The sequence below is a fragment of the Aliivibrio logei genome (assembly GCF_001691055.1).
In the GTDB taxonomy this organism is placed as follows: domain Bacteria; phylum Pseudomonadota; class Gammaproteobacteria; order Enterobacterales; family Vibrionaceae; genus Aliivibrio; species Aliivibrio salmonicida.
The window spans coordinates 44704-70230 of sequence record NZ_MAJU01000012.1 but is presented as its reverse complement, the minus strand read 5'-3'; the positions used below and the strand labels follow the sequence as shown (position 1 = coordinate 70230).

Genomic DNA, 25527 nt, shown 5'->3' with positions numbered 1-25527 from the left:
ACTTAACGTTTAAAAAAAGCCCGTGAGCATGGTTGTTAATAACAACCTGCATCTCGGGCTTTTTTAAAACAATCTTACAGAGATAAACTAAAGAACAAACCGGCTAAACACGCACTCATTAAGTTAGCTAACGTACCACCAAGTACCGCTTTAAAACCCATATTCGCGACTTCAGCACGGCGCTCTGGTGCCATCATACCAATAGAACCTAATTGAACTGCTATCGAGCTAATATTAGCAAAACCACATAATGCAAAAGTAATAATTACTTGGCTGTAAGCTGATAATTGATCTTTATGTTGAACAAAGTCGATAAAAGCAACGAACTCATTTAATACTATTTTTTGACCAATGTATGAACCCGCCATCACCATTTCACTTTCAGGAATACCAATGATCCAAGCAATAGGTGCAAATAAATAACCAAACACAATTTGCAGCGTTATGCCTTCAAAGCCAAACCATCCAGCAACCATTTCTAGTCCGCTGTTTAGCATTGCAATCACACTGACAAAAGCAATCAACATCGTACCGACAGCGACCGCGATTTTCATGCCATTCATTGCACCACTTGCCAGTGCATCTATCACATTACTCTGTTCGCTTTTATCGATCGTTAACTCATGCTGATCAACCGGCGTTTCTTGCTCAGGCACTAAAATCTTAGCCATTAATAAACTGCCCGGTGCCGCCATAAAGCTTGCTGCGATTAAATATTTAAGCTCAACCCCTAATCCGGCGTAACCACCTAGAACACTACCAGCAACCGATGCCATACCACCGACCATCACAGCAAACAGCTCCGAACGTGTCATTTTTGCCAAGAATGGACGGATAAGTAGAGGTGATTCACCTTGAGATAAGAAGATGTTACCTGTCGCAACTAAAGATTCAACCTTACTTGTTCCTAAGAATTTCTGAACCGCGCCACCTAAAACAGCGATCACTTTTTGCATGATGCCTAAATAATACAGAGCAGAAATTAAGGCACTGAAGAAAATAATGATTGGTAATACACGAATCGCAAAAATAAAGCCTGTTGATGCTAAATCACCAAATAAAAACGCGATGCCTTCATCAGCAAAACCCAACAAGCTTGATACCCCACGGCTTAGCGCAGCAAGAGCCGTCTGACCCCATGGAAAGTAAAGTACAAGAGCTGCAAAAGTGAGTTGTAGAAAAAGAGCTCTAAGAACGGTTTTCCAATTGATAGCTGAACGTTTTTCAGAAAATATCCATGCACAAAAAATAAGCGCGCACATGCCAAGTAGACTAAATAAAATGGTCATAGTAATGCCTATTTAATGATTAAATGTAAATATGAAGAAACGAAAGGGCACGCCGCAATAAAGGACGTTAATGGTGAAGCGTTACTGTACCAAGAGGAGGTAGAAATAGATAAAAAGCTGTTCATTTGGGTTCCTTTACAAGCTGTTTAACAGTAGCTGGTCCTAATCCTTGGGGTCATTCACTGTTCCCTGTGACGGCTTGTATTGGGAAAAGGAGTATACATTGCGCAGATTTAAAATCACCAAATATGTGACATTAATCACTGAATTTACCTAACTGAAAAACAACCGTACCAATAAGGTACAAATAACCAAAAAAAACCGCCTTTATCACCATAAAAATAAACATATACAACGAAATATATACAGGCAATTTCAATCATAAGCATGCTACAGTTATAGGCTAAGCTTAAAATTGGAATATAAATATGGCGAATACAGAGCACATTGAAAAACTGGATAATATCGATAAATTCAGTGTTATTACTTATCGTTGTGGAATCGCACTTTTTAGCTTGGCACTTCTTCTTTCGTGCATTGCCCTGTCAGATGAGATCGGACTTATCGCTCTTGAGCAACCTCTCGATAAATTGGCGTATCTAGCCTTAGCGGTATCAAGTGCAATGAGCGCTGCAAATTTGCATGTGTATGATAAAAAAATCCGTATAATAATTACGTGGTCAACGTGGATAGGTTTAGTATTATTAAGCCAGTTAGACAATAGCCACTACTTTTGGTTACCTATCGGATTCTTGTTTATTACCTTCTCTGGTATTGCGATGAAAGAATCATTTTGTTTCAGCGTTCCGGGACTAAAAGCCATTCCATTTTTACTTTGTACCGCCGTGTTAATGCTCGCATTAAATATCTGGATCATTGCACTCGCTTGTTTGGCATTTTCTAGCGTTGTATTTGCTTTTCTTGCTATACAAAAATGGCGTATGCCACTGCATTTTGATATTGGCAATAAAGCGTATTATCAAAATTAAATCGCGTCATAACAGTGCCCCCATCCCTAAATGGATAGGGGGAATTTAATCAAATGATTCATTTTATAACTGGAACTTGTTGCTCCAATACTGGTCTATAATTTTTTAGGATCTAAATAACAAGATTATGATATTACACGTTTTCTATGCTTTTCTTGTTGTGATCTGCATTGTCCCTATTGCTCCCGGTCTAATTGGTGTATTAAGCTCATCATTGAGTTATATCCCCTCCATTGGATTAACTCAGTTTACTCTGAATGGCTATCATGCGGCTTTTGAGTGGAGTGGCGTTTGGCATTCCATTTTATTAACGCTATCCAGTGCTATCATCAGTACCTTCTTTACTTGCATTATCTCCTTTGCCATTTTGCAAAGTGGTTGGCATCGTCCTATTTGGAAAAAAATAGAACCACTTCTAGCCCCTTTACTTGCAATGCCCCATGTTGCTTTCGCTATTGGGTTCGCCTTTCTTTTCTCTCCAACCGGAATGATTGCCAGACTCATTGCTCCCATAACTAATGAACCTTTATTTTCAATCATTAATGACCCGTTCAATATCGGTCTAATCTTAGTGCTTATCATTAAAGAAGTGCCTTTTTTGTTACTCATGAGCATTCCGATAATGCAGCAGCTCAATATTGATAAAACAATAAAAGTAACGACCAGTTTAGGCTATAAGCCTCATCAAATGTGGTGGAAGTGCCTTTTTCCTCAATGGCTAAAAAAAGCGCGCTTTCCTTTATTGGCGATCATTGCTTACAGCGTTTCAGTGGTTGATGTGGGTTTAATTATTGGATCTAGTAACCCCCCAACCTTTGCTGTTTTAGTTTGGCAATGGTTTAGTGATCCAGACATTAACCTTCAGCCTCGAGCGGGCGCAGGGGCTGTTATCCTATTTATCCTGTGTTTACTGCTAATTGCCATTCACCGCTTTATCGAATGGGGAATAACAAGCTATTGCCGAGCATGGCAAATCTCTGGCCGATTTGGATTTGTATTTCCAGGGCTTTCTTTATTTGGGATGGTTAGTAGCATTATTGTTATCTCTTTTCCTATTATGTGGGTATGGAGCATCGCACAGCGGTGGCGATTTCCTAATTTAACGCCTACTCAGTTCTCTCTACGGTTCTGGATTGAAGAATGGCCGAATATTGTCCCGACTATTGCTGACAGCCTTTTTATTGCTCTTATTTCAGCAAGTATCGCTCTTGTGTTGGCATTGATTGGGCATGAATATAGACTTAAATATCGTTGGCATATCCCGCCTCTACTGATAGCGATACCGATGTTAGTACCCCAACTCTCTCTTTTGTTTGGTATTCAAGTTGCTGCACTCTATTTCTCTCATGATTCTTATTATATTTGGGTGATTTGGTCACACATATTTTTCTCTTTCCCTTATATTTTTCTTGCACTAGATGGCCCTTGGCGTAGTTTTGATCAACGCTTAATTCAAACAGGATTAAGTTTAGGTAAGTCACCATTACATTGTTGGTTCACGATTAAGGCCCCCTTACTTTTTCCTGCCATTATTTATGCAGGAGCAATAGGGATCAGTGTCAGTTTGGCTCAATATTTACCAACACAGATGTTAGGAGCAGGAAGAGTGATGACGCTAACGACGGAGGCTGTGGCATTATCCAGTGGATTTGATCGTCGAATTACGGCACTTTATGCACTGTGGCAAGCGCTATTGCCTTTTGTTTTCTTTACGTTAGCCGTCATTATCGGTCGATATTATTCTCGTCATTCCCACATCAACATTAAGACAAGGAAGGTTGAAGGTCATGAGCCTATCAATAAAGAATCTCACCATTTTCACTCATAATGGGACGGAGTTACTGTCCTCTTGCTCTTTATCTGTAAATAAAGGGGAAGTACTGAGTATTATGGGGCCAAGTGGCTGTGGAAAATCAACACTATTAAACGTAATCGCAGGTCATCTAACGAATGATTTCAACTACTCAGGCAGCATCCAGTTAAATGGAGAAGACATTGATACTTTGGCTCCTCATAAAAGAAATGTCGGTATTCTCTTTCAAGAAGATCTTCTTTTCCCTCACCTTTCGGTATGGGAAAATCTTGCCTTTGCTTTGCCTAACGCAATTAAAGGAAAAGAACGACAAGCAGAGGCCATTAACGCATTAAAAAACATTCAATTAGACCATTTAGCTCACTCTTTTCCTGATCAAATATCAGGAGGTCAACGAGCTCGTATTAGTTTAGTCAGAATGCTTCTAGCAAAGCCCAAAGTCGCTTTACTTGATGAACCTTTTAGTAAATTAGACAAAACACTTCGTATACAATTTAGAGATTGGGTATTCACACAACTCGCTGAAGCCAATATACCTACACTATTAGTAACTCATGATAATGATGACATTCCGAACAATAGCCAACACCTCTCTTGGCCAATGGAGATTCCCCATGCTTGATAAGTTCAGCATCCAACTTATACGTAAACCCTTATCAATAATGGCAAATCAATTAAGTAAACTTGGTATAACCGCAAATCAAACGACGGTTTTTGGCTTCGTTTTAGGCTGCATGGCTTTTCCGGCGTTAATCTTTCAAGAATACAATATTGCTTTGGTTTTCATTTTACTAAATCGTATTTGTGATGGTTTGGATGGGGCATTAGCAAGAATCAACGGCATTACAGATTCGGGAGGATTTTTAGATATTAGCTTAGATTTTCTCTTTTATTCTTTAATTCCTTTTGGATTTATTCTCGCGAATCCAGAACATAACGCCATTGCAGGCGCATTAATTATCTTTTCATTTATCGGTACTGGCAGCAGTTTTTTGGCTTTTGCGGTGATGGCAGGAAAAAGGAATATAGATAACCCAGTCTACAAAAACAAATCATTGTATTACATGAGAGGGTTAACCGAAGGAACAGAAACGATTGGCTGTTTTGTTTTATTTTGCTTATTCCCTTTTCACTTTTCAATCATTGCTTATGTGTTTTCCGCTCTATGTTGGATCACGACAATAAACAGAATTTGGTCTGGGTTTCATACACTAAAAGACAGTGAAAAAAGCGATCAATGATAAATTAATCCTCTTTCTCATAAACTAAAAAAGCCACCGCAAGTAACCCTGCTGTGGCTTTTATGATTCTACTTATTGTTGAATAAAAATGAGTTTAAAAGTCATCAACAGCAAATAGAGTTTCCATATTCAAACCTTGTTGCGTCATTATTTCTCTTAAACGCCTTAACCCTTCAACTTGGATTTGCCTTACTCGTTCTCGAGTTAAACCAATCTCTCGGCCTACCTGTTCTAACGTTGACGCTTCATACCCTAACAGTCCGAAACGACGTGCAACGACTTCTTTTTGTTTTGGGTTTAATTGACCTAACCAGCCAATTAAAGATTCGTTAATATCGTTTGTTTGTGTTTCGGATTCAGGATCGGCATGTTTCGTATCCGGAATAATATCAAGCAGTGCTTTATCAGATTCACCGGCAACCATTGAATCAACAGAAGCGACCCTCTCGTTTAAACGCAGCATTCGACTCACATCGCTTACTGGTTTATCTAGCTTTTCTGCTATTTCTTCTGGTGTAGGCTCATGATCCAATTTTTGGGATAGCTCACGAGCGGCACGCAGGTATACGTTTAACTCTTTCACTACATGGATTGGTAAACGAATGGTTCTCGTTTGGTTCATAATGGCACGTTCAATCGTTTGACGTATCCACCAAGTGGCATAAGTAGAGAAGCGAAAGCCTCTTTCTGGGTCAAATTTTTCAACCGCGCGAATTAAACCTAAATTACCTTCTTCAACCAAATCTAATAAAGCAAGACCACGATGGTTATAACGACGTGCAATCTTCACCACTAATCGTAAGTTACTTTCAATCATTCTAGATCGAGCGGCAACATCACCTTTCAAGGCTAGGCGACTGAAATACACTTCCTCTTCAGCGGTTAGAAGTGGTGAAAATCCAATTTCACTTAAGTACAGTTGAGTCGCATCCATTACTTTTTGCGAACTACTAACTTCAAGACGTTCAGATTTTTTTTCTGTCTTTGTCGTTAGTTCAGTTTCATCAACTGCGTCTAAATCAAATTCTTCAACTTTAGTTACTGCATTGCTTTTACTCATAGCGCCTCCCGATGGCGAGCCAGCAAGACATTACAACTCAGCTATGTCATCCCTGTTACGGTAAATACCGTTGTGGATTTACCGATTTCCCTCTAAAACGGATCTCAAAATGCAAACGAACGCTGCTCGTACTTGAGCTACCCATTGATGCGATTTTTTGTCCCGCATTGATGTTTTGACCTTCTTTCACAAACAATGATTCATTATGGGCGTAGGCACTTAAGTAATCGTCATTATGTTTAATAATTATTAGGTTGCCATAACCTCTTAACGCATTGCCTGCATAAACCACGGTTCCTTTTGCGGTTGAGATGATCTCTTGGCCACGTTGACCTGCGATATCTATCCCTTTATTTCCTTGGTCTCCTGTTGAAAACTTAGCAATGATTCTTCCTTTAGTTGGCCATAACCACGAATCTACCTTCTCCGATTTTTTTTCTACTGGTTTTGGTTTCGGTGTTGGCTTCGGTTTTGGCTTAACAACCGGCTTCGGCTTAGAAGATGTTATCGGTTTGTTAGATTCAACATACTCCTTCGATTTCGCCTTTTCAACCTTTTTTGTGCTTTGTTTTTGAACAGGTTGTGTTTTTGTGCTAGCGGACGTAACGGGTTTTGCCGTACTCGGTGCTTTATTCGTAGCAACAGGAACAACGGCAACCGCTGTTGCAGTAGACCTTGGGGTGCCATTCTCTTTAATAACGGAATGACCATCATCACCGTACGCAGGAGCAATATATCGAGGGCCCCATAATTTTATTTTTTGTCCTGGCTGGATCACATAAGGTGCTTTAAGTTCGTTATATGCAATAAGCTCTTTAACATCTTTATTCGTTACATATGAAATAAAATATAACGTATCCCCGCTTTCAACCTTGTAGTAACTTCCTCGATAGCTGCCACGCTCAGTACCACCATAAGAAGATGCCTTACTATTAACGCTTGATACTGGCGCAGGACGATGTGGCCCCAATGAACAGCCAACAAGCAATAAACTAAGAGCTATCACACCCAAGTAAGAGAAAGAGAAGTATTGTTTTATTTTATCCATATTCACTTATGCTAAGTCCCCTGAAACTAAAGGCACAAATCGCACCTCTTCGATCACTTCAGAATGGAATTCATCTCCATGACGGGTAATTCGGAGCAATTGTTGTGACTCTGTACCAATGGGAATGACTAACCGTCCTCCCTCTTTTAATTGATAAAGAAGATCATTAGGGATGGATTCTGCGGCAGCGGTAACGATGATGGCATCAAACGGACTTTTACTTGGCCAACCATTCCAACCATCAGCATGCTTAGTTGAAATGTTATAAAGATCTAACTGCTTTAATAAGCGCTTCGCGTTCCATTGTAATGATTTAATGCGCTCAACAGAGTGCACGTGCCCTACTAATTTGGCTAATACTGCGGTTTGATAACCTGAGCCTGTTCCTATCTCTAACAAGTTGGAGTCATATTGAAGCTCCAATAGTTCCGTCATTTTTGCAACAATATACGGTTGAGAGATCGTCTGACCCTCACCGATTGGTAACGCATTATTTTGATAGGCTTGATGTGCTAATGCTTCAGGAACAAATCGCTCACGTGGCAATTGTCGGATAGCCAAAAGAATATCCTCATTGAGGATACCTTGCTGACGTAAGAATTGATCAAGTAACTCAGAGCGAGAATGCATCATTAATGAGTGCTCTCCGGCAATGATAGCCACTCTTTCATCATTGTTAATGAATCATGTGCTGTTAAATCGACTTGTAAAGGGGTAATAGACACACTGTTATTAGCAATGGCATAGAAATCCGTGCCCTCTCCAGCGTCTTGCTTTTTCCCTGGAGGACCTAACCAATAAATGGTTTCTCCTCTAGGGTCCTTTGCCTTTATCATGCTTTCAGAATGATGCCTTGCACCTAAACGAGTCACTTTCCAATCTGATAATTGTGAATATTCACAGTCCGGAACGTTAACATTCAATACTCTTTTGGTCGTTAATGGTTTTACTAAATGATTCTTAACTAATTCAACCGCAACCTGAGCTGCAGTATCAAAATGTGTTTTTCCGACCAATGACATTGCTATGGCTGGCAAACCTAAAAAATGCCCTTCTGTTGCCGCTGCAACGGTACCAGAATACAGCGTATCATCCCCTAAATTAGCACCATGGTTTATCCCGGTAATGACTAAATCAGGTAAGTTATCTTTCATTAACTCATTCAATGCAAAATGAACACAATCGGTTGGTGTTCCTTGTACTGAGTGAATATGATCCGCAATTTGGCGGACACGAAGTGGAGATTCTAGAGTAAGAGAATTTGACGCGCCTGAACGATTACGATCAGGAGCAACAATAGTAATATCTGCGATATCAATAAGAGCTAAAGCAAGAGTATTAATCCCTTCAGCAAATACCCCATCATCATTACTTAGCAATATATGCAATTTCTTCACTCAGTTCTCCACTTCATTTCTTAAGTCGTTCTAATCGTATGTACGTTCAACTTCAATTTCTTGTAACAATTCACGAACGATAACCGTAGCAAAACTGCCCGATGTTAGTGAAAAGTTTAAGGTAAGTTGATCGCCTTCCACAGACCAATGTAGGTTCTCTGGATGTAATTCAATGCTACGGCGTTCATGACGCATACGGTTACCACGGATCAAGGCCATTAAGTCTGGTTCAGCATCCAGTTGTGGTTGCTCAAACGTTAATGCTTTCTCTGTCGTTGGCAGTTGATTATCACCAGCAAGTGCTGCACTGATTGATAATTCACCCTTTTTAATTTTTTGAATGCAGTCTTCTGACGTTACATTCTCATTAACCGTACGATCGTTTTGATCAAGTAGAATATCACCATCAACAGGTAGAGAGAAGTAACCCTCTGTTATTCTTTGAGAAATAATATGGTTAAAAATCCACGAACGCGCTGCTGATAGATAAAAACTGCGTTTCGTATTATCACGAGTACGGACATTTTCACGCCCCCAACGACGCGCTTCTGTTACGTTATTGCCTTCATGTCCAAAGCGTTGAGCACCAAAATAGTTTGGTACACCCGTTACTTTTACCTTATCTAAACGAGCCAGTACATCATCCATATCAGTCACTTCAGTCGCAATTAACTGAAAGCTATTTCCGAGAAGATCGCCTGGACGTAATTTTTTATGATGACGCGTCATTTCTAAAATTTCGACACCAGGGTGTGCCACTTCAAATAGAACAAAATTCAAGTGATCACTTTTTGGAAGATGAACGCTTAACCACTGTTCAGTCACCGCATGGCGATCTTTCAAACCAGCCCAGCTGATGTCTTTTGATTTAACACCACAAAACTTAGCTAATTCATTCGCTACGTATTTCGTGTTTTCTCCAGTTTTACGAATTTTAACCATTAAGTGTTCACCTTTACCAGTGAACTCATACCCTAATACTTCTTTTACAATAAAGTGTTCAGGTAGCTGCTTTAATTTACCAGTTGCAACTGGCTTTCCGTATAACCATGAAAAAGTAGACATGATGTCTGACATAAGTTTGTCTCTAATTAATAAGATTTTTTAACTAACAGCACCACAGCTTCACAAGCGATGCCTTCTTTTCTACCAGTAAAGCCTAAACCCTCGGACGTGGTCGCTTTGACGTTCACATTATCCAAGCTTGTTTCTAAATCTTCAGCAATAGCAGCGCACATATGTTTAATATGAGGCGCCATCTTAGGGGCTTGTGCAATGATTGTGACATCCGCATTCCCTAGCTCTAAGCCTTTTTCTTTAACTCGACGATATACATCTCTAAGCAAAGCTCTGCTATCGGCGCCTTTCCATTTATCATCAGTATCAGGGAAATGACGACCAATATCTCCTTCCGCAATGGCACCAAGCAAAGCATCACACAATGCATGCAGTGCAACATCACCATCTGAATGAGCAATTAACCCTTGCTCATAAGGAACGCAGACTCCACCAATAATAACTGGGCCTTCTCCACCAAATTTATGTACATCAAATCCGTGTCCAATTCTCATTCGTTGATTTCCTTTTTCATTTTTTGAAGGTAGAACTCTGCTAAATCAAGATCTTCAGGTTGAGTTATTTTTAAGTTATCGGCCCGACCTTGTATGAGTTTAGGCTGATATCCCATAAATTCGATAGCAGAAGACTCATCCGTAATCGATAAGCCCTGTTCTAAACCTGTTTTTAATGCGGTATACAATAACTCGGTAGTGAACAATTGCGGTGTTAATGCATGCCACAACACACTGCGATCAATCGTTGTACTGATGCTTAAATCTGAATTTGCCTGCTTCATCGTATCTCGAACTGGCGAGGCTAATATACCACCCAGATGATCCGGGATCACAGCTTCAATTAACTTAGCAATATCGCTATGGCGAAGGCAAGGGCGCGCCGCATCATGAATCATAACCCACTGACTTAATGTGTTTTTTTGTACGTATTCTAGACCAGAAAGAACAGAATCAGCACGCTCTTCCCCACCAGAGACTCGAATCACTCTCTTATCGGTAGCAATAGATAACGCATCAAAATATGGGTCATCATCGCTGATTGCAACAATGACCGTATTGACCATAGGAAAGGCCAATAAGTTTTCAATGGTATGTTCAATGACTGTTTTACCATCAAGTACTAAATATTGTTTTGGACGATCGGCTTTCATTCGGCTGCCAACACCTGCAGCAGGTACGATTACAGTAATAAATAAAGGAGACAATGACGACATTTTTTATTCCTCACTATTTTCATCAATAATGCGATAAAAGGTCTCACCTTTTTTTATCATACCGAGTTCATGCCTAGCTCGCTCTTCTATTGCCGCTGAACCTTTTCTTAAATCGTCGATTTCAGCAAACATTTGTCCATTTCGATTACGTAACCCTTGATTTACTTCTTCTTGAAGCTGAACATCATTGGATACTTGAGCGTAATCCGCCATGCCATTTTTTCCAAACCATAAGGTATATTGCAGCCAACCTAAGGCAATAATCAGTAAAACGGCGAATGCACGCATAGTAGCTCCGGCAACAAATGTTTGAGTTATAATGAAAAGAGCGCTAACTATATCAACCCCTCATTAGAACTTCACTAGCTGTATAGCTGAAATAAAAAAAACCGCCTCAAATGAGACGGTTTTTGTATCAAAATTCTAATCGAACGATTAAAGAATTAAGTCATACTCTCAAAAATTGAGATTATTGACCTTTAACTTCTTTAAGACCGTTGAATGGCGCTAGTTCACCTAGAGCTTCTTCGATACGGATTAGTTGGTTGTACTTAGCAACACGGTCAGAACGGCTCATAGAACCAGTTTTGATTTGACCTGCCGCTGTACCAACTGCTAGATCAGCAATTGTTGCATCTTCAGTTTCGCCTGAACGGTGAGAGATAACTGCTGTGAAACCAGCATCTTTAGCCATCTTGATTGCAGCTAGAGTCTCTGTAAGTGAACCGATTTGGTTGAACTTGATAAGGATTGAGTTAGTGATGCCTTCTTCAATACCACGAGCAAGAATCTTAGTGTTTGTAACGAATAGATCGTCACCAACTAGTTGGATTTTGTCGCCAAGAAGTTCAGTTTGGTGCTTGAAGCCAGCCCAATCTGATTCGTCTAGACCATCTTCGATAGATACGATTGGGAATTGCTCAACAAGACCAGCTAGGTAATGGTTGAACTCTTCAGCCGTAAATTTCTTACCTTCGCCTTTAAGGTCGTAGATACCGTCTTCTTTGTTGTAGAACTCAGAAGCAGCACAGTCCATAGCAAGAGTAACGTCTTTGCCTAGCTCGTAACCAGCAGCTGCAACAGCTTCTGCGATAACTTCTAGCGCTTCAGCGTTAGATTTAAGGTTAGGAGCGAAACCGCCTTCATCACCAACCGCTGTGCTGTAGCCTTTAGACTTAAGAACTTTAGCTAGGTTGTGGAAAACTTCTGCGCCCATGCGTACCGCTTCTTTAAGCGTTTTAGCGCCAACAGGTTGAATCATGAATTCTTGGATATCAACGTTGTTATCAGCGTGCTCGCCACCGTTGATGATGTTCATCATTGGTAGAGGCATAGAGAATACGCCAGGAGTGCCGTTTAGTTCAGCAATGTGAGCGTAAAGAGGCATAGATTTAGCAGCTGCAGCAGCTTTAGCATTCGCTAGAGAAACAGCAAGGATTGCGTTAGCGCCAAATTTTGCTTTGTTTTCTGTGCCATCTAAATCGATCATGATTTGGTCGATTTCAGCTTGGTTTTTCGCGTCTTTGCCGATTAGAGCTTCTGCGATTGGGCCATTTACAGCTGCGATAGCTTTAAGAACACCTTTACCTAGGAAACGAGATTTGTCGCCGTCACGTAGCTCAAGAGCTTCACGAGAACCAGTAGATGCGCCAGATGGAGCAGCAGCCATACCAACAAAACCACTTTCTAGATGAACTTCAGCTTCAACTGTTGGGTTACCACGAGAATCGATGATTTCACGACCTAGAACTTTAACGATCTTAGACATTGTGTTTCCTCTATTTTCTTTAATTTAAAAGCTAAAAATAGCTGCCACAACATTGGACAGCTACCCGTAAATCCTATTACTTTTCGAATTCACCGCGGGCATTTTCGCCTGCTGCTTTAACAAAACCTTCAAATAATGGGTGTCCATCACGAGGTGTTGATGTGAATTCAGGGTGGAATTGAGCAGCCACAAACCATGGGTGGTTAGGGATTTCAATTATCTCCACAAGCTTCTTATCAGCAGATAAGCCAGAGATCTTAAGACCGGCTTTTTCAAGCTGCGGAAGTAAATTATTATTTACTTCATAGCGGTGACGATGACGCTCTTCAACTGTTGCGTTACCGTAAAGCTCACGAGCTTTAGAGCCTTTAGCAAGATGACATAGTTGAGAACCAAGACGCATTGTACCGCCTAGATCTGATTTCTCAGTACGCTCTTCAACATTACCGTCGCCATCAATCCACTCTGTGATTAGACCAACAACTGGGAATTTAGTGTCTTTAGAGAATTCAGAAGAGTGAGCCCCTTCCATATTAGCAACGTTACGCGCGTAATCAATTAGCGCAACTTGCATACCCAGACAAATTCCTAAATATGGTACTGCATTTTCACGAGCGTATTGAGCAGCAAGGATCTTACCTTCAATACCACGGTCACCAAAACCACCAGGAACTAGAATTGCATCTAGACCTTCTAGGATTTCAGTACCTTTAGATTCAACATCTTGTGAATCTATATATTTAATAGTGACGCTCAAGCGATTTTTCAAGCCCGCATGTTTTAATGCTTCGTTTACTGACTTGTAAGCATCTGGTAATTCAATGTATTTACCAACCATACCGATAGTAACTTCACCAGTCGGGTTCGCTTCTTCATAAATTACTTGTTCCCACTCAGAAAGATCAGCGGCAGGAGCGGTAATACCAAAGCGTTGACACACTAAATCATCAGTACCTTGCGCTCGGATCAATTGTGGGATTTTATAGATTGAATCTACGTCTTTCATTGAGATAACTGCTTTTTCTTGTACATTACAGAAAAGAGCAATTTTCTTACGTTCGTTTGCTGGAATAACACGATCTGAACGACAAACTAAGATATCTGGTTGGATACCAATAGACAGTAGCTCTTTTACTGAGTGTTGAGTCGGCTTAGTTTTAAGCTCGCCTGCTGCAACCAAGTAAGGAACAAGTGTTAAGTGCATAAACATTGTGTGTTCACGACCTAGCTCAACAGCAAGTTGACGAATCGCTTCCATGAATGGCAGAGATTCAATATCACCAACTGTGCCACCAACTTCAACGAGTGCGATATCATGGCCTGCAGCGCCAGAAATAACACGTTCTTTAATCGCATTCGTAATATGAGGGATAACTTGGATAGTTGCACCTAAGTAGTCACCGCGACGTTCTTTACGTAGAACATCAGCGTAAACTCGACCAGCCGTAAAATTATTACGTTTAGTCATTTTGGTGCGAATGAAGCGCTCGTAGTGACCTAAATCTAGATCAGTTTCTGCGCCGTCTTCCGTGACGAATACTTCACCGTGTTGAGTTGGGCTCATTGTGCCTGGATCAACGTTGATGTATGGGTCAAGCTTCATCATAGTGACTTTTAAGCCACGAGCTTCAAGAATAGCTGCTAATGATGCTGCTGCAATACCTTTACCTAGAGAGGATACAACCCCGCCAGTTACAAAAATGTAATTCGTCGTCATACGTTACCTGAAATTGGTGTATTGAGGAATAAAATGGATTTTATCTGGACGGGAAATGAATATACCAGAACCGCTTTATGGCCACAACGTGAAAAGTATCACAGTTAATTGATTTATTTTTTGCTCCAAATCAATTCCGCTCACTTCGCTTCACATTTTCCCACTCAGAGTCTAGTTCATTTAAATCACATTGCTGCAAAGTTTTGTGTTTTTTAGCGATGTTCGCTTCAATTTGACGAAAACGGCGTTCAAACTTATCATTTGCTTTGCATAACACTTGCTCTGGATTTTTTCCTAAATGGCGAACTAAATTTACTGTAGCAAAAAGTAAATCGCCTAATTCTTCTTCTACTTTATTTTCATCCCGTGGATTTTTTATCGCCTCTTCTAAAACCTCTGCGACCTCTTCATTCACTTTTTCAGCAACCGGTTGCAGTTCATTCCAGTCAAACCCTACTTTTGAGCATTGTTTTTGTATTTTATTGGCTTTTAATAATGCAGGTAAGGCGGTAGGAATTGAATCTAAAATACTGTCATTCCCAATCTTAGACCCTGGGTCACTTTCCTGTTTATTTGCACGCTCTTGTTGCTTTATTTTGTCCCAATTAGCACTAATCTCATCATCCGTAGAAAGGACTTCATCACCAAAAACGTGTGGATGACGACGGATCAACTTTTCATTTAATGTATCTACCACATCACTAAAATCAAACAACTGCTCTTCTTTTGCTATTTCAGAGTAGAAAATAACTTGAAATAATAGGTCCCCAAGTTCTTCTTTTAAATTAACCCAATCTTTCTTATGAATTGCATCCACTACTTCATAGGTTTCTTCTATGGTGTGAGGAATAACAGAATCAAAGGTTTGCTTTTGATCCCACGGACAACCAGATTTCTTATCCCTTAACTGAGTCATAATTGAAAGTAACTGTTCCATATTATTTGGGGTTGTCATACCTATTTTCCTGTGATTAAAAACAAAAAAGCGGTGACCATTATAGTCACCGCTTTTTCAAAAATACATTCGCCTTAAACTAAAAGGCATTTAGAAAGCTTACTTTAATAAACCCAGTGCTGCCGTCGGCGCTTGTTTTGCTTGGGCTAGAATCGAAGAACTTGATTGAGTTAAAATTTGATTCTTAGTTAAGTTTGTCGTTTCTTTAGCAAAATCAACATCTTTAATTTGACTGTTTGAGTCAGAAATATTCTCATTGATGTTGGTTAAATTATTTACTGCACTTTCAAAACGATTTTGAAACGCACCAAGTGATGCACGATTACCATCAACATATTGTAATGCTGCATCAATCACATCAATAGAACGCTGAGCTCCACCAACGGTCGTCAGATTCATAGAAGCAACGGTATCGTCTGATTCCCCACCCATTTTCAACTCATTAGCGAGAGAGCCACTGAAGGTTAATGGAGAAGAGATAGTCTCACCAGACATGAATACTTGTAGAACACCTTTTTCAGTAACAGAAGCACTTAACTCATTTGTTTGGCCATTAATGTAAGTAGCCAACTCTTCAATATCATCACCCGATTTTGCGGCAATATTGATTTTTTGTTCATTACCATTTTTATCATTATATTGAACATTAAATTGCGTATTCTCTTTGCCTACCGTCCAGTTAATGTCACGACCTTCTTCTGCAAAATAAGATTTACCGCCCATCGTCGCTTCATCTGCTCGCATACTATTTAATGTCATCGCAACGGCTTCGCCTGAATCCGCACCAATTTGAAATGACTTAGTACCAAACTCACCATTAATTAAACGAGTTCCTGCAAACGATGTTGTTTCAGCGATACGATTCAATTCATCCGTTAGTGAGCTTGCCTCTTCTTGCATTGCATCACGGTCAGCATCGGTGTTTGAACCATTTGAAGATTGTAGTGATAAATCACGTAAACGCTGAAGAACATTTGTTGTTTCTTTCATTGCGCCTTCAGCAGTTTGAGCTATCGACATACCGTCATTGGCATTACGAACAGCAACATTCAAACCACGAGTTTGTGCTGTCATACGATTTGAAATTTGCAGACCAGAAGCATCATCAGCAGCGCTGTTGATTTTTAAACCTGAAGACAATTTCTCCATTGAATCCGCTTGAGCAGCTGTTGCATTATTCATGTAACGTTGCGCTGTCATTGCTGAGATATTTGTATTTACTGAAATTGACATAGTTCTTGCTCCGGGTCGGCTTCATTTATTGTTATAGGATTGAAGCCTATAATTCATCGTTGATACATTTATTTACGGCTCGAAGTTTCAGAACTTGAATAATTTTTATAAAAAAAAGCCGAATATCATCGCTAATATTCGGCTCTATTTTTTATCTGTTTTAATTATCAATAACTTAAAGAAAATCTACATCAATTTATTTTCTCTGTTTTACTATGATAATCGAGAGGCTTCCATGACATCTTTTACTTGTTCAACACGAGTAATTAATCGACTAAGGATGTCAGCACTGAACACTTCAAGATCAAAATCCATAATAGTCAGCTGCTTTTTGTAATCATTACGGCTCTTCATGCCAGACACTTTTACTTTTTCATTCGCAAACAGACTGGTAAGATCCTTCAATAAACCAGAACGATCCATGGCTGTGACTCTTAACGTCAATATATAAGAGCCAACAAAACCACTCCCCCACACCGTGTCGATAATTCGTTCTGCTGCATGATGACGTAATTCATCAAGCTGATCACAATCACTGCGGTGAACTGAAATACCACGACCTTGAGTTATGTACCCCGCGATAGGATCACCAGGGATCGGCTGACAACAGCGTGCTAGGTGCGTCATTAAATTATCGACACCCTCAACCACCACTGCATCATTGCGTTTTTTATTCTGCGCCTGAGCTTGTGCTTGTGCCTTCGCTTCAGATTCTTGCAATTGCTCTAACGCTTTTTGATCTTCTTGCTCAGCGGTTGGTTTATTCACTAACGCATTAATGTGATTAATCACTTGGTTAATACGTAAGTCGCCACTACCAACACCAGCAAACAACTCATCCGTTGAATTCACATTAAAGCGCTTGAGTGCGTATTGCTCTGCATCTTTTAACGTTGCGCCAATTTTTGCTAATTCAACTTCTAAAATCTCTTTACCTGCATCAAGGTTTTTTTCACGACTCTGTTTTCTAAACCAGGCATTGATCTTTGCACGAGCACGGCCAGAGTTCACAAAACCCAAGGTTGGGTTTAACCAATCTCGAGAAGGGTTCGGTTCTTTTTGGGTAATAATTTCAACTTGGTCACCCATTGCAAGGTTATGGGTAAATGGCACGATTCGTCCACCCACTTTCGCACCAATACATCGATGCCCCACTTCTGAGTGAATATGATACGCAAAATCTAAAGGTGTCGCGCCCATTGGTAGATCAACAACATCACCACGAGGGGTAAAGGCATAAACACGATCATCAAACACTTGGCTTCGTAATTCATCCAGCATTTCGCCAGAATCTGACATCTCTTCTTGCCAATCAAGCAGTTTACGTAGCCACGTAATCTTCTCATCATAACCAGTACGACTGCTGTTTGATGAACCTTCTTTGTATTTCCAGTGCGCAGCAACCCCTAATTCTGAGTCTTCGTGCATATCCTTTGTTCGGATCTGGATTTCAATGGTTTTCCCTTCAGGGCCTAAAACAACCGTATGAATAGATTGATAGCCATTCGGTTTTGGGTTTGCAACGTAGTCGTCAAATTCACTTGGTAAGTGCTTAAACTTCGTGTGTACAACCCCTAATGCGGCATAACAATCTTGCAGTTTATCCGCAATAATGCGAACCGCTCGAACATCAAACAATTCATCAAATTCCAAGCTCTTCTTCTGCATTTTACGCCAGATACTGTAGATGTGCTTTGGACGCCCACTGACTTCGGCATTGATGTTATAACCCGCCATTTCATCACTTAACCCCGTGACAAAATCATGGATATATTGTTCACGAACAATACGTCGCTCAGACAATTGTTTTGCTATTTTCTTATAGGTATCAGGATGCTGATAACGGAAAGAGTAATCTTCAATTTCCCATTTCAACTGACCAATACCTAAACGGTTCGCTAAAGGAGCATAAAGATTATTACATTCTTTAGCCGCTGCTCGGCGAACGTCTTCAGGTTCATTTTTCACTTCACGTAAATTACAAATACGCTCAGCTAATTTAATGATCACACAACGAAAATCATCAACCATAGCCAATAACATTCGACGAATATTATCGACTTGGGAAGAGGCGGACTCTTCCCCAACAGACGCATTCAACTGACCAATCGCGTCCATCTCTTCAACGCCATCAATCAGTTTTTCTATTTCTTTATTGTAGTTTTCAGTTAACGTTTCTCTGTCTAACACACCAGATGAAACTAAAGGAAATAACTGAGCTGCAATTAAAGTCGGCTTATCCATGCTTAGGGTGATCAAGATTTCTATCATCTCTCGACCACGCCACAACAAGAGTGGACCATTTTCATGGGAATCCACTAACTCTTGGCATTGTTGATACACCTCTGTCAGTTTTTTAGAGATGTTCTTATCTTGTTCAAGGCTGATTATCCATTCAGCTAACTCAAACGTTTCATTTTCCTTAAGATGTGCTCCGCGAACTGCGACCATGTCCGTTTCCTATAATCCAATTTTATAATGATTCTGCTTGGCTCCATTTCGCTTACCTGACGATTTCTGCCAGTTATCGCTCAAACAATGCCATAGATTCTAAATGTCCCGTATGTGGGAACATATCAAGCATACCTAGCCTAGTAAGCTTGTAACCGCGTTGAATAAGCAATTGGCTATCGCGTGCAAGTGTTGCTGGGTTGCACGATACATAAACGACGGTTTCAGGCTTCAATTTTGCCACAGTTTGCATCACTCCTGCAGCCCCTGCTCTGGCAGGATCCAGTAAAATCTTTGTAAACTTTGTGCTTGCCCACACTTGCTGATCAATCGGCTCTTCTAAATTTGCTTGATAAAACGTCACATTATCTAATTCATTTCGTTTTGCGTTAGATTGAGCGCGCTTAACCATTTCTTCAACGCCTTCAATACCTACGACTGTTTTTACTTTCTGTGCCAATGGCAAACTGAAATTACCTAAGCCACAGAATAAATCGAGTACACAATCGTCCGCATTGAGATCCAACCAAGTTAATGCTTGATTTACCATGCTGTCATTAATTGAGGCATTAACTTGAATGAAATCTTTAGGCGTAAAATAAATCTTCACACCATCAATGACATAATACGGTTCTTCGCCATATACGTGATTCAATACATCTGACTCAGGCATTAGGTATAGGATCAAATCTCGTTCTTCACAATAATGAAGTAAAGCTTGTTGATCTTTTTCATTAAATGCAGCGACATGACGAATGAGCAATACACTTCCGTTATCTGCTTGAACTAATTCAACATGACCTAAATGTCGCTTACCTTTAAGCTGATTAAGTAAGGTGTATAGCGATTCTAAATGCTGATCGAGTTCTTTTACTAAAACGGGACAATGACGAACATTAACAATTTCTTTGCTCTGTTTTTTTCTAAAACCAAAATCCAATTGATTCGTTTGTTTATTCATGATTAAACTAATACGAGCTCGACGTCGGTAATCATCCTCATTCGCAAGAATAGGCTCAGCAACATCACAAACATCAACACCTTGCTTTTTCATTAACTCTTGCAGCTTGTCATTTTTAGCGATGATTTGCTCTGCATGCTGTAAATGCTGAAGATTACAACCACCACAATCGTCATAATGCTGACAAATTGGAGCTTGGCGTTTACTGCTTTTTTTTGTCAATTTAATCAATTTAGCACGAGAATATTGTTTCTTTTGCTCAATGAATTGAATAATTGCTTGTTCTTCAGGTAAGGCGCCCTCGATAAACACCGGTTTTTTATCCACAAAAGCAATACCCGCACTATTGTGGTCTAATCGAACCACATCTACAGATAGGTGTTTTGTGTTTACCGAAGCTTTCTTTTTCGGTTTGAAGAATTGCGCCATGATTACTGCCTGATTTACAAAAATTAGCACTATTATACCAAAACGATTTGAAGATGCAGTCCTCATTTGTGTCTAAGCTTCAGGTTTATAGATTGAACAATTGAGCTTCACCTTGAACTTGATTAAGCTACACGGTTAGGGAAGTTAATTAAAACGAAGAGATATGACAAAATACGGCTTACGTGCACGAGTCATCACACTAACATTAGCACCAACGTTAATTATTGGTTTGCTATTAAGTGGCTTTTTCACCATAAACAGATACCACGATCTTGAAACTCAGTTAGTCTCAAGTGGAACCAGTATTATTGAACCGCTTGCTATTTCAAGTGAATACAGCATGACGGCAAAAAATCGTGAAGCCGTACGTCGACTGATCAGCTATGCGCATCGAAAACACTCAAAAATTGTGCGTAGTATTGCGGTGTTTGATGAAAATCATGACCTGTTTGTCACGTCCAATTTTCATCCTAACTTTGAAAGTCTCACTTTTCCTAAAGACAAACCTATCCCGCTTCTGCTTGATATTGAATTTTTAGATGATTCATTAATTTTAAGAGCGCCAATTTTAGCCGAGGGGCAATTTACCGCAAACTTTGATGCTTCCCATGTCAATGAGGCGCTAGGGTATATTGCTATTGAGCTCGATTTATCAAGCTTACGACTCCAGCAATACCAAGAAATATTTTCAGCCTTATTAGTCTTAATTTTAGGTCTCAGCTTATCTGGCGTTTTTGCCTTTCGTTTGATGCAAGACGTAACCCAACCTATTTCACACATGGTAAGTGTTGTTGACCGTATTCGCCGTGGTCACTTAAATGTGCGTATCGAGAATAAATTGCATGGCGAATTAGATACTCTCAAAAACGGCATCAATGCCATGGCGATTTCTTTATCTGATTATCATGTTGAAATGCAACAAAGCATCGACCAAGCGACTTCCGATTTACGAGAAACGTTAGAACAGCTTGAAATACAAAACGTAGAGTTAGACATCGCTAAAAAACGCGCTCAAGAAGCTGCTCGAGTTAAATCTGAATTTTTAGCAAACATGTCTCACGAACTGAGAACACCACTCAACGGGGTTATTGGTTTTACTCGTCAAATGCTAAAAACATCACTGTCTGATAATCAAAAAGATTACCTACAAACCATTGAGCGATCGGCCAATAATTTATTGACCATCATTAATGACATTCTTGATTTCTCCAAATTGGAAGCGGGCAAATTACTGCTAGAGAATCTACCGTTTGATTTCCAAGACAGTTTAGATGAAGTGGTTAGCTTACTCGCCCCAAGCGCTCACGAAAAAGGATTAGAAATCACGTTAAAAATCGACCCTCGCATTCCATCTGGGTTAATTGGCGATCCTTTACGAATTCAGCAAGTACTAAACAATTTAGTTGGTAATTCAATTAAATTTACAGAAAAAGGCAACATCGATATCTCCATCGAGTTAAAACACCTTAATGATGACTTTATTGATGTGCAGTTTGTGGTTCGAGATACCGGCATTGGTATATCTGAGCGTCAACAAGCACAACTATTCCAAGCATTTAGCCAAGCGGATGCGAGTATATCTCGTCGTTATGGTGGTACTGGCCTTGGTCTTGTTATTACTCAAAAACTCGTGTCTCAAATGGGCGGAGAAATAGGATTAAGCAGTCGTCTTCATCAGGGATCTACATTCTGGTTTACTATGAGAATGCATCCAACAGAATTACCAATGATTGATGAACGAGATGTCAGCCAATTAGAAAAGAAAAAATTGCTTTTAATTGAACCTAATATGCAGTCAGCCTCCATATTACAACAACAATTTATTCATCATGGTGTCTTCGTCACTTACCGTTCTACATTGCCAGACACACTTGAAAATCACGATTATGCATTAATAAGTTTAAGCTCAAGCGATAAACCTGATGCAGAAGCATTAAAAGCAATGGTTAAGAAAATTACGCCATATTGCCCAACAATTGTAATTGGATTACCAAGTACTGAACTGGCCTTAACCGAAGAGCTCAATAAATATTCATACATGACGTGTTTATCAAAACCGTTTGCGAAGAAAAAACTATTAGATGCTTTATTAGTACAACCGAATTCTCAAATTATCGAAGCGTTACCTGATTTAATGGCGTCACATGACATGCCAAAACGCTTACCGATCAAAGTAATGGCTGTTGATGATAACCCAGCAAACCTTAAGCTAATCTCAGCATTACTGCATGAACAAGTTGAAAGTGTGGTTACCTGTAAGAATGGTATTGATGCCGTACAACAAGCAACAGAGCAAAAGTTTGATATTATTTTGATGGATATTCAAATGCCGAAAATGGACGGCGTAATGGCATGCAAAGAGATCCGAAAAACAGCCCTGAATTCTGGAACGCCTATTGTTGCGGTAACCGCTCATGCAATGGCCGGTGAACGAGAAAGATTGATTAGCGAAGGCATGGACGATTACTTAACAAAGCCAATTGAAGAGCATGTACTACAACAAGTCATCATTCATTGGAGTCCATTAACCGATCATAAGGAAGTGGAAAAAATCGTTATTCTTCCTGATAATATTCCTGATATTACAATTGATGATCCATCTTGTCCTGCGACTAGTAGCATTGATTGGAATGCAGCACTAAAACAATCAGCAGGAAAAGAAGATCTCGCAAAAGAAATGTTGCTTATGCTTATTGAGTTTATTCCAGAAGTCGATAGCTGGGTGACGAAAGCCATTGATAAAAAAGCAACAGCAGAAGATCTTTGCCACTATATCCATAAGCTTCATGGTAGCAGTTCATATTGTGGGGTATTACGACTTAAGCAATTGTGTAATTTGATAGAGACGGCGTTACGACAAGGACAAGACATTAAAAATATTGAGCCTGAGTTATTTGAACTTCAAGACGAAATGGAAAAAGTAACCTCTGACGCTCAAATCTTACTTAACTAAGACTTCCTATCTTAATGATACGCCATTAATCAAGTAATTAGTGGCGTAGTATTAAGACTCAAAAATAACCGTCGCTACCGCATAATGACGCTCATCAGAAATGGTGAGGTGAATGTGTGACACTGAAGACTGTTGAGACAACACAAGTGCTTTACCCGAAAGCGTTAAGATCGGTTTTCCATTATCATCATTTGAAATCGTAAAATCATGAAAAGTCACTCCATGAGCAATACCAGTCCCTAAGGCTTTTGACGCGGCTTCTTTTGCGGCAAAACGTTTTGCGAGAAAACGCCCTTTTTGCTTTAATCCTTGATAACGCTCAAATTCAGGCTGACTTAAGATGCGTTCAGCGAACGCATCTCCTGAGCGAGAAAGGGCTTTCTCTACCCTTTCTATTTCAGCGATATCAGTCCCAAGACCAACAATTGCCATTACTTACGAGCACCTAGCATAATTCTATGCATATCAGCGACCGCTTTCTCTAATCCATCAAACACCGCTCTTCCCATGATCGAGTGACCAATATTTAACTCATAGATTTCAGGCAATGCTGCGATAGCTTCAACATTGTGATATGTCAAACCATGACCCGCATTAACAATCAGCCCTTTACTTGCCGCATAAGTTGCTCCTGCCGCAATTTTTTTCAATTCAATTTGTTCGGCTTCTTCTGTTTCTGCATCCGCATACGCACCAGTATGAAGCTCAATAAAAGGAGCTCCACACGCAACAGCCGCATCAATCTGGGCGTTATCTGCATCAATAAACAAGGATACTTTAATACCTGCTTTTGATAACGTTTGAGTTGCGGCTTTCACTTTTTCAAGTTGACCAACGACATTCAAACCACCTTCAGTAGTTAACTCTTCACGTTTTTCTGGCACAAGACAAACAAATTCTGGCTGTGTTTCTAATGCAATTCCGACCATTTCATCCGTCACTGCCATTTCTAAATTCATTCGAGTTTGCAGTGTTTCACGTAAAATTCGCACATCACGATCTTTTATATGACGACGATCTTCACGTAGATGAATCGTAATACCCGCAGCACCTGCACGTTCTGCAATTTCAGCAGCGTGCACTGGATCTGGGTATTTAGTCCCTCTCGCATTACGAAGAGTGGCTACGTGATCGATGTTGACGCCAAGTAAAATTGAACTCATTTTAGAATACTCCTTGTTCTTGGAAGAAACAGTTCCCTACTTTTTAGGGGCTTACCGCCAAGATACGGCTTTAAGGCTATACGTGTAAAGCGTTTTGCCGCTTTTAATTGCTCTGGTGTTATAAATCGACGCTCACTGATAGCGATAAGTTCATCACCTTTGAAACTCATTAAAGGGTCGTGTCGAATCGATGCCATGAACCCTTTCTGCTCTCTGTAGCGATACGTCATTTCAGGAGAAACCATTTCACCACTGCCTGCGCAATGCAAGAAATCCACGCCATAACCCAGTGACGACAATAAAGCCAATTCAAAACGTCTTAATGCAGGTTCTGGGTTTTTAGTCTGAGCAAGTTCAGTCAACGCGGTAAGATAATCGAGAAATAAAGCAGGATACGGGGTTTCTTGTTCAATCACCCTTACCACTAGTTCATTAATGTATAAGGCTGAATATAAATTAATTCCAGTGAGAGGAATAGCCAGACTGATGGTTTCAGCTTGACGCAAAGTTCGCATAGAGCCTCTACCCGACCATTTCATCAATAGCGGTGTAAATGCTTGTAACACACCTTTAAGGTTTGAACGCTTACTGCGTGCCCCTTTAGAGATAATAGATAAACGGCCATACTCTTCGCTAAATACATCTAAAATTAGACTGCTTTCGCTATACGGTCTACGGTGCAGGACAAAACAACGTTGTAAGCCTTCTTCCACGTTTATTACCTATAATAAAGTTCGCAATACACTTCGATAACAACAAAAAAATCCCAAATA

24 protein-coding genes are annotated in these 25527 nt (G+C 40.1%); 6 read left to right on the top strand and 18 right to left on the bottom strand.

What is annotated here, in order from left to right; translation table 11 throughout:
* Nucleotides 1–74: 74 nt before the first annotated feature.
* Complete coding sequence (locus tag A6E04_RS12365; RefSeq protein WP_065611549.1) at nucleotides 75–1289, bottom strand: NupC/NupG family nucleoside CNT transporter; 1215 nt, start codon at nucleotides 1287–1289, stop codon at nucleotides 75–77.
* A 15-nt stretch (nucleotides 1290–1304) separates the two neighbouring features.
* Here A6E04_RS12365 and A6E04_RS21570 point away from each other — a divergent pair, with 15 nt between their 5' ends.
* The 5 genes from A6E04_RS21570 to A6E04_RS12345 all read left to right on the top strand — a co-directional run bounded on the left by A6E04_RS21570 (nucleotide 1305) and on the right by A6E04_RS12345 (nucleotide 5332).
* Nucleotides 1305–1439, top strand: a complete 135-nt coding sequence (locus tag A6E04_RS21570) for a hypothetical protein (protein ID WP_280513405.1) — start codon at nucleotides 1305–1307, stop codon at nucleotides 1437–1439.
* 278 nt (nucleotides 1440–1717) lie between these two features.
* Entirely contained in the window at nucleotides 1718–2278 is a 561-nt protein-coding gene (locus A6E04_RS12360) for a DUF2301 domain-containing membrane protein (RefSeq protein ID WP_017021320.1), read from the top strand.
* Between the two features lie 130 nt (nucleotides 2279–2408).
* Nucleotides 2409–4106 carry an ABC transporter permease gene (locus A6E04_RS12355; RefSeq protein WP_370527104.1) on the top strand — a complete coding sequence of 566 codons (1698 nt, stop codon included), beginning with the start codon at nucleotides 2409–2411 and terminating at the stop codon, nucleotides 4104–4106.
* Nucleotides 4066–4713, top strand: coding sequence for an ATP-binding cassette domain-containing protein (locus A6E04_RS12350; protein ID WP_017021322.1), 648 nt, complete (start codon nucleotides 4066–4068; stop codon nucleotides 4711–4713). Before A6E04_RS12355 ends, A6E04_RS12350 begins: the two co-directional genes overlap by 41 nt.
* Entirely contained in the window at nucleotides 4706–5332 is a 627-nt protein-coding gene (locus A6E04_RS12345) for a CDP-alcohol phosphatidyltransferase family protein (protein ID WP_065611547.1), read from the top strand. Before A6E04_RS12350 ends, A6E04_RS12345 begins: the two co-directional genes overlap by 8 nt.
* Before the next feature lie 94 nt (nucleotides 5333–5426).
* Here A6E04_RS12345 and rpoS read toward each other — a convergent pair whose 3' ends face one another.
* The 14 genes from rpoS to rlmD form a co-directional block, all read right to left on the bottom strand.
* Entirely contained in the window at nucleotides 5427–6392 is a 966-nt protein-coding gene (gene rpoS / locus A6E04_RS12340; RefSeq protein ID WP_017021324.1) for an RNA polymerase sigma factor RpoS, read from the bottom strand.
* 55 nt (nucleotides 6393–6447) lie between these two features.
* Nucleotides 6448–7440: a peptidoglycan DD-metalloendopeptidase family protein gene (locus A6E04_RS12335; RefSeq protein WP_017021325.1), complete on the bottom strand. Its 993-nt coding sequence runs from the start codon at nucleotides 7438–7440 to the stop codon at nucleotides 6448–6450.
* A gap of 6 nt (nucleotides 7441–7446) precedes the next feature.
* A complete protein-coding gene (locus A6E04_RS12330; RefSeq protein WP_017021326.1) occupies nucleotides 7447–8073 on the bottom strand; it encodes a protein-L-isoaspartate(D-aspartate) O-methyltransferase in 627 nt (208 codons plus the stop codon).
* Nucleotides 8073–8837 carry a 5'/3'-nucleotidase SurE gene (gene surE, locus A6E04_RS12325; protein WP_065611546.1) on the bottom strand — a complete coding sequence of 255 codons (765 nt, stop codon included), beginning with the start codon at nucleotides 8835–8837 and terminating at the stop codon, nucleotides 8073–8075. Before surE ends, A6E04_RS12330 begins: the two co-directional genes overlap by 1 nt.
* A 30-nt stretch (nucleotides 8838–8867) precedes the next feature.
* On the bottom strand, nucleotides 8868–9914 hold the full coding sequence (gene truD / locus A6E04_RS12320; RefSeq protein WP_017021328.1) for a tRNA pseudouridine(13) synthase TruD: 1047 nt from the start codon (nucleotides 9912–9914) through the stop codon (nucleotides 8868–8870).
* A gap of 14 nt (nucleotides 9915–9928) precedes the next feature.
* Nucleotides 9929–10408 (bottom strand): 2-C-methyl-D-erythritol 2,4-cyclodiphosphate synthase, encoded by a 480-nt coding sequence (gene ispF, locus A6E04_RS12315; protein ID WP_065611545.1) that lies wholly within the window; start codon nucleotides 10406–10408, stop codon nucleotides 9929–9931.
* On the bottom strand, nucleotides 10405–11124 hold the full coding sequence (gene ispD, locus A6E04_RS12310) for a 2-C-methyl-D-erythritol 4-phosphate cytidylyltransferase (RefSeq protein WP_065611544.1): 720 nt from the start codon (nucleotides 11122–11124) through the stop codon (nucleotides 10405–10407). Before ispD ends, ispF begins: the two co-directional genes overlap by 4 nt.
* 3 nt (nucleotides 11125–11127) lie before the next feature.
* The gene (ftsB, locus tag A6E04_RS12305; RefSeq protein ID WP_017021330.1) at nucleotides 11128–11412 is read right to left on the bottom strand and encodes a cell division protein FtsB; all 285 of its coding nucleotides are present in this window, start codon (nucleotides 11410–11412) and stop codon (nucleotides 11128–11130) included.
* A 181-nt stretch (nucleotides 11413–11593) separates the two neighbouring features.
* On the bottom strand, nucleotides 11594–12892 hold the full coding sequence (gene eno, locus A6E04_RS12300) for a phosphopyruvate hydratase (protein WP_012550986.1): 1299 nt from the start codon (nucleotides 12890–12892) through the stop codon (nucleotides 11594–11596).
* A gap of 76 nt (nucleotides 12893–12968) precedes the next feature.
* Nucleotides 12969–14609, bottom strand: a complete 1641-nt coding sequence (locus A6E04_RS12295; protein ID WP_012550987.1) for a CTP synthase — start codon at nucleotides 14607–14609, stop codon at nucleotides 12969–12971.
* Between the two features lie 130 nt (nucleotides 14610–14739).
* Nucleotides 14740–15564 carry a nucleoside triphosphate pyrophosphohydrolase gene (gene mazG / locus A6E04_RS12290; RefSeq protein ID WP_017021331.1) on the bottom strand — a complete coding sequence of 275 codons (825 nt, stop codon included), beginning with the start codon at nucleotides 15562–15564 and terminating at the stop codon, nucleotides 14740–14742.
* Nucleotides 15565–15663: 99 nt separating this feature from the next.
* Nucleotides 15664–16797, bottom strand: a complete 1134-nt coding sequence (locus A6E04_RS12285; protein ID WP_017021332.1) for a flagellin — start codon at nucleotides 16795–16797, stop codon at nucleotides 15664–15666.
* A 213-nt stretch (nucleotides 16798–17010) separates the two neighbouring features.
* Nucleotides 17011–19248, bottom strand: coding sequence for a GTP diphosphokinase (gene relA, locus A6E04_RS12280; RefSeq protein WP_065611542.1), 2238 nt, complete (start codon nucleotides 19246–19248; stop codon nucleotides 17011–17013).
* A 73-nt stretch (nucleotides 19249–19321) separates the two neighbouring features.
* Entirely contained in the window at nucleotides 19322–20638 is a 1317-nt protein-coding gene (gene rlmD / locus A6E04_RS12275) for a 23S rRNA (uracil(1939)-C(5))-methyltransferase RlmD (protein ID WP_065611540.1), read from the bottom strand.
* Between the two features lie 163 nt (nucleotides 20639–20801).
* Here rlmD and barA point away from each other — a divergent pair, with 163 nt between their 5' ends.
* The gene (barA, locus tag A6E04_RS12270) at nucleotides 20802–23591 is read left to right on the top strand and encodes a two-component sensor histidine kinase BarA (RefSeq protein WP_065611538.1); all 2790 of its coding nucleotides are present in this window, start codon (nucleotides 20802–20804) and stop codon (nucleotides 23589–23591) included.
* A gap of 51 nt (nucleotides 23592–23642) precedes the next feature.
* On the opposite strand, the gene acpS is transcribed toward barA, so the two are convergent.
* Genes acpS through recO form a run of 3 tightly spaced genes read right to left on the bottom strand, consistent with a single transcriptional unit; the run spans nucleotide 23643 to nucleotide 25467 of the window.
* On the bottom strand, nucleotides 23643–24023 hold the full coding sequence (gene acpS, locus A6E04_RS12265; RefSeq protein WP_017021337.1) for a holo-ACP synthase: 381 nt from the start codon (nucleotides 24021–24023) through the stop codon (nucleotides 23643–23645).
* A complete protein-coding gene (pdxJ, locus tag A6E04_RS12260) occupies nucleotides 24023–24754 on the bottom strand; it encodes a pyridoxine 5'-phosphate synthase (RefSeq protein WP_012550994.1) in 732 nt (243 codons plus the stop codon). Before pdxJ ends, acpS begins: the two co-directional genes overlap by 1 nt.
* Nucleotides 24751–25467 carry a DNA repair protein RecO gene (gene recO, locus A6E04_RS12255; protein ID WP_017021339.1) on the bottom strand — a complete coding sequence of 239 codons (717 nt, stop codon included), beginning with the start codon at nucleotides 25465–25467 and terminating at the stop codon, nucleotides 24751–24753. Before recO ends, pdxJ begins: the two co-directional genes overlap by 4 nt.
* Nucleotides 25468–25527: the final 60 nt, after the last annotated feature.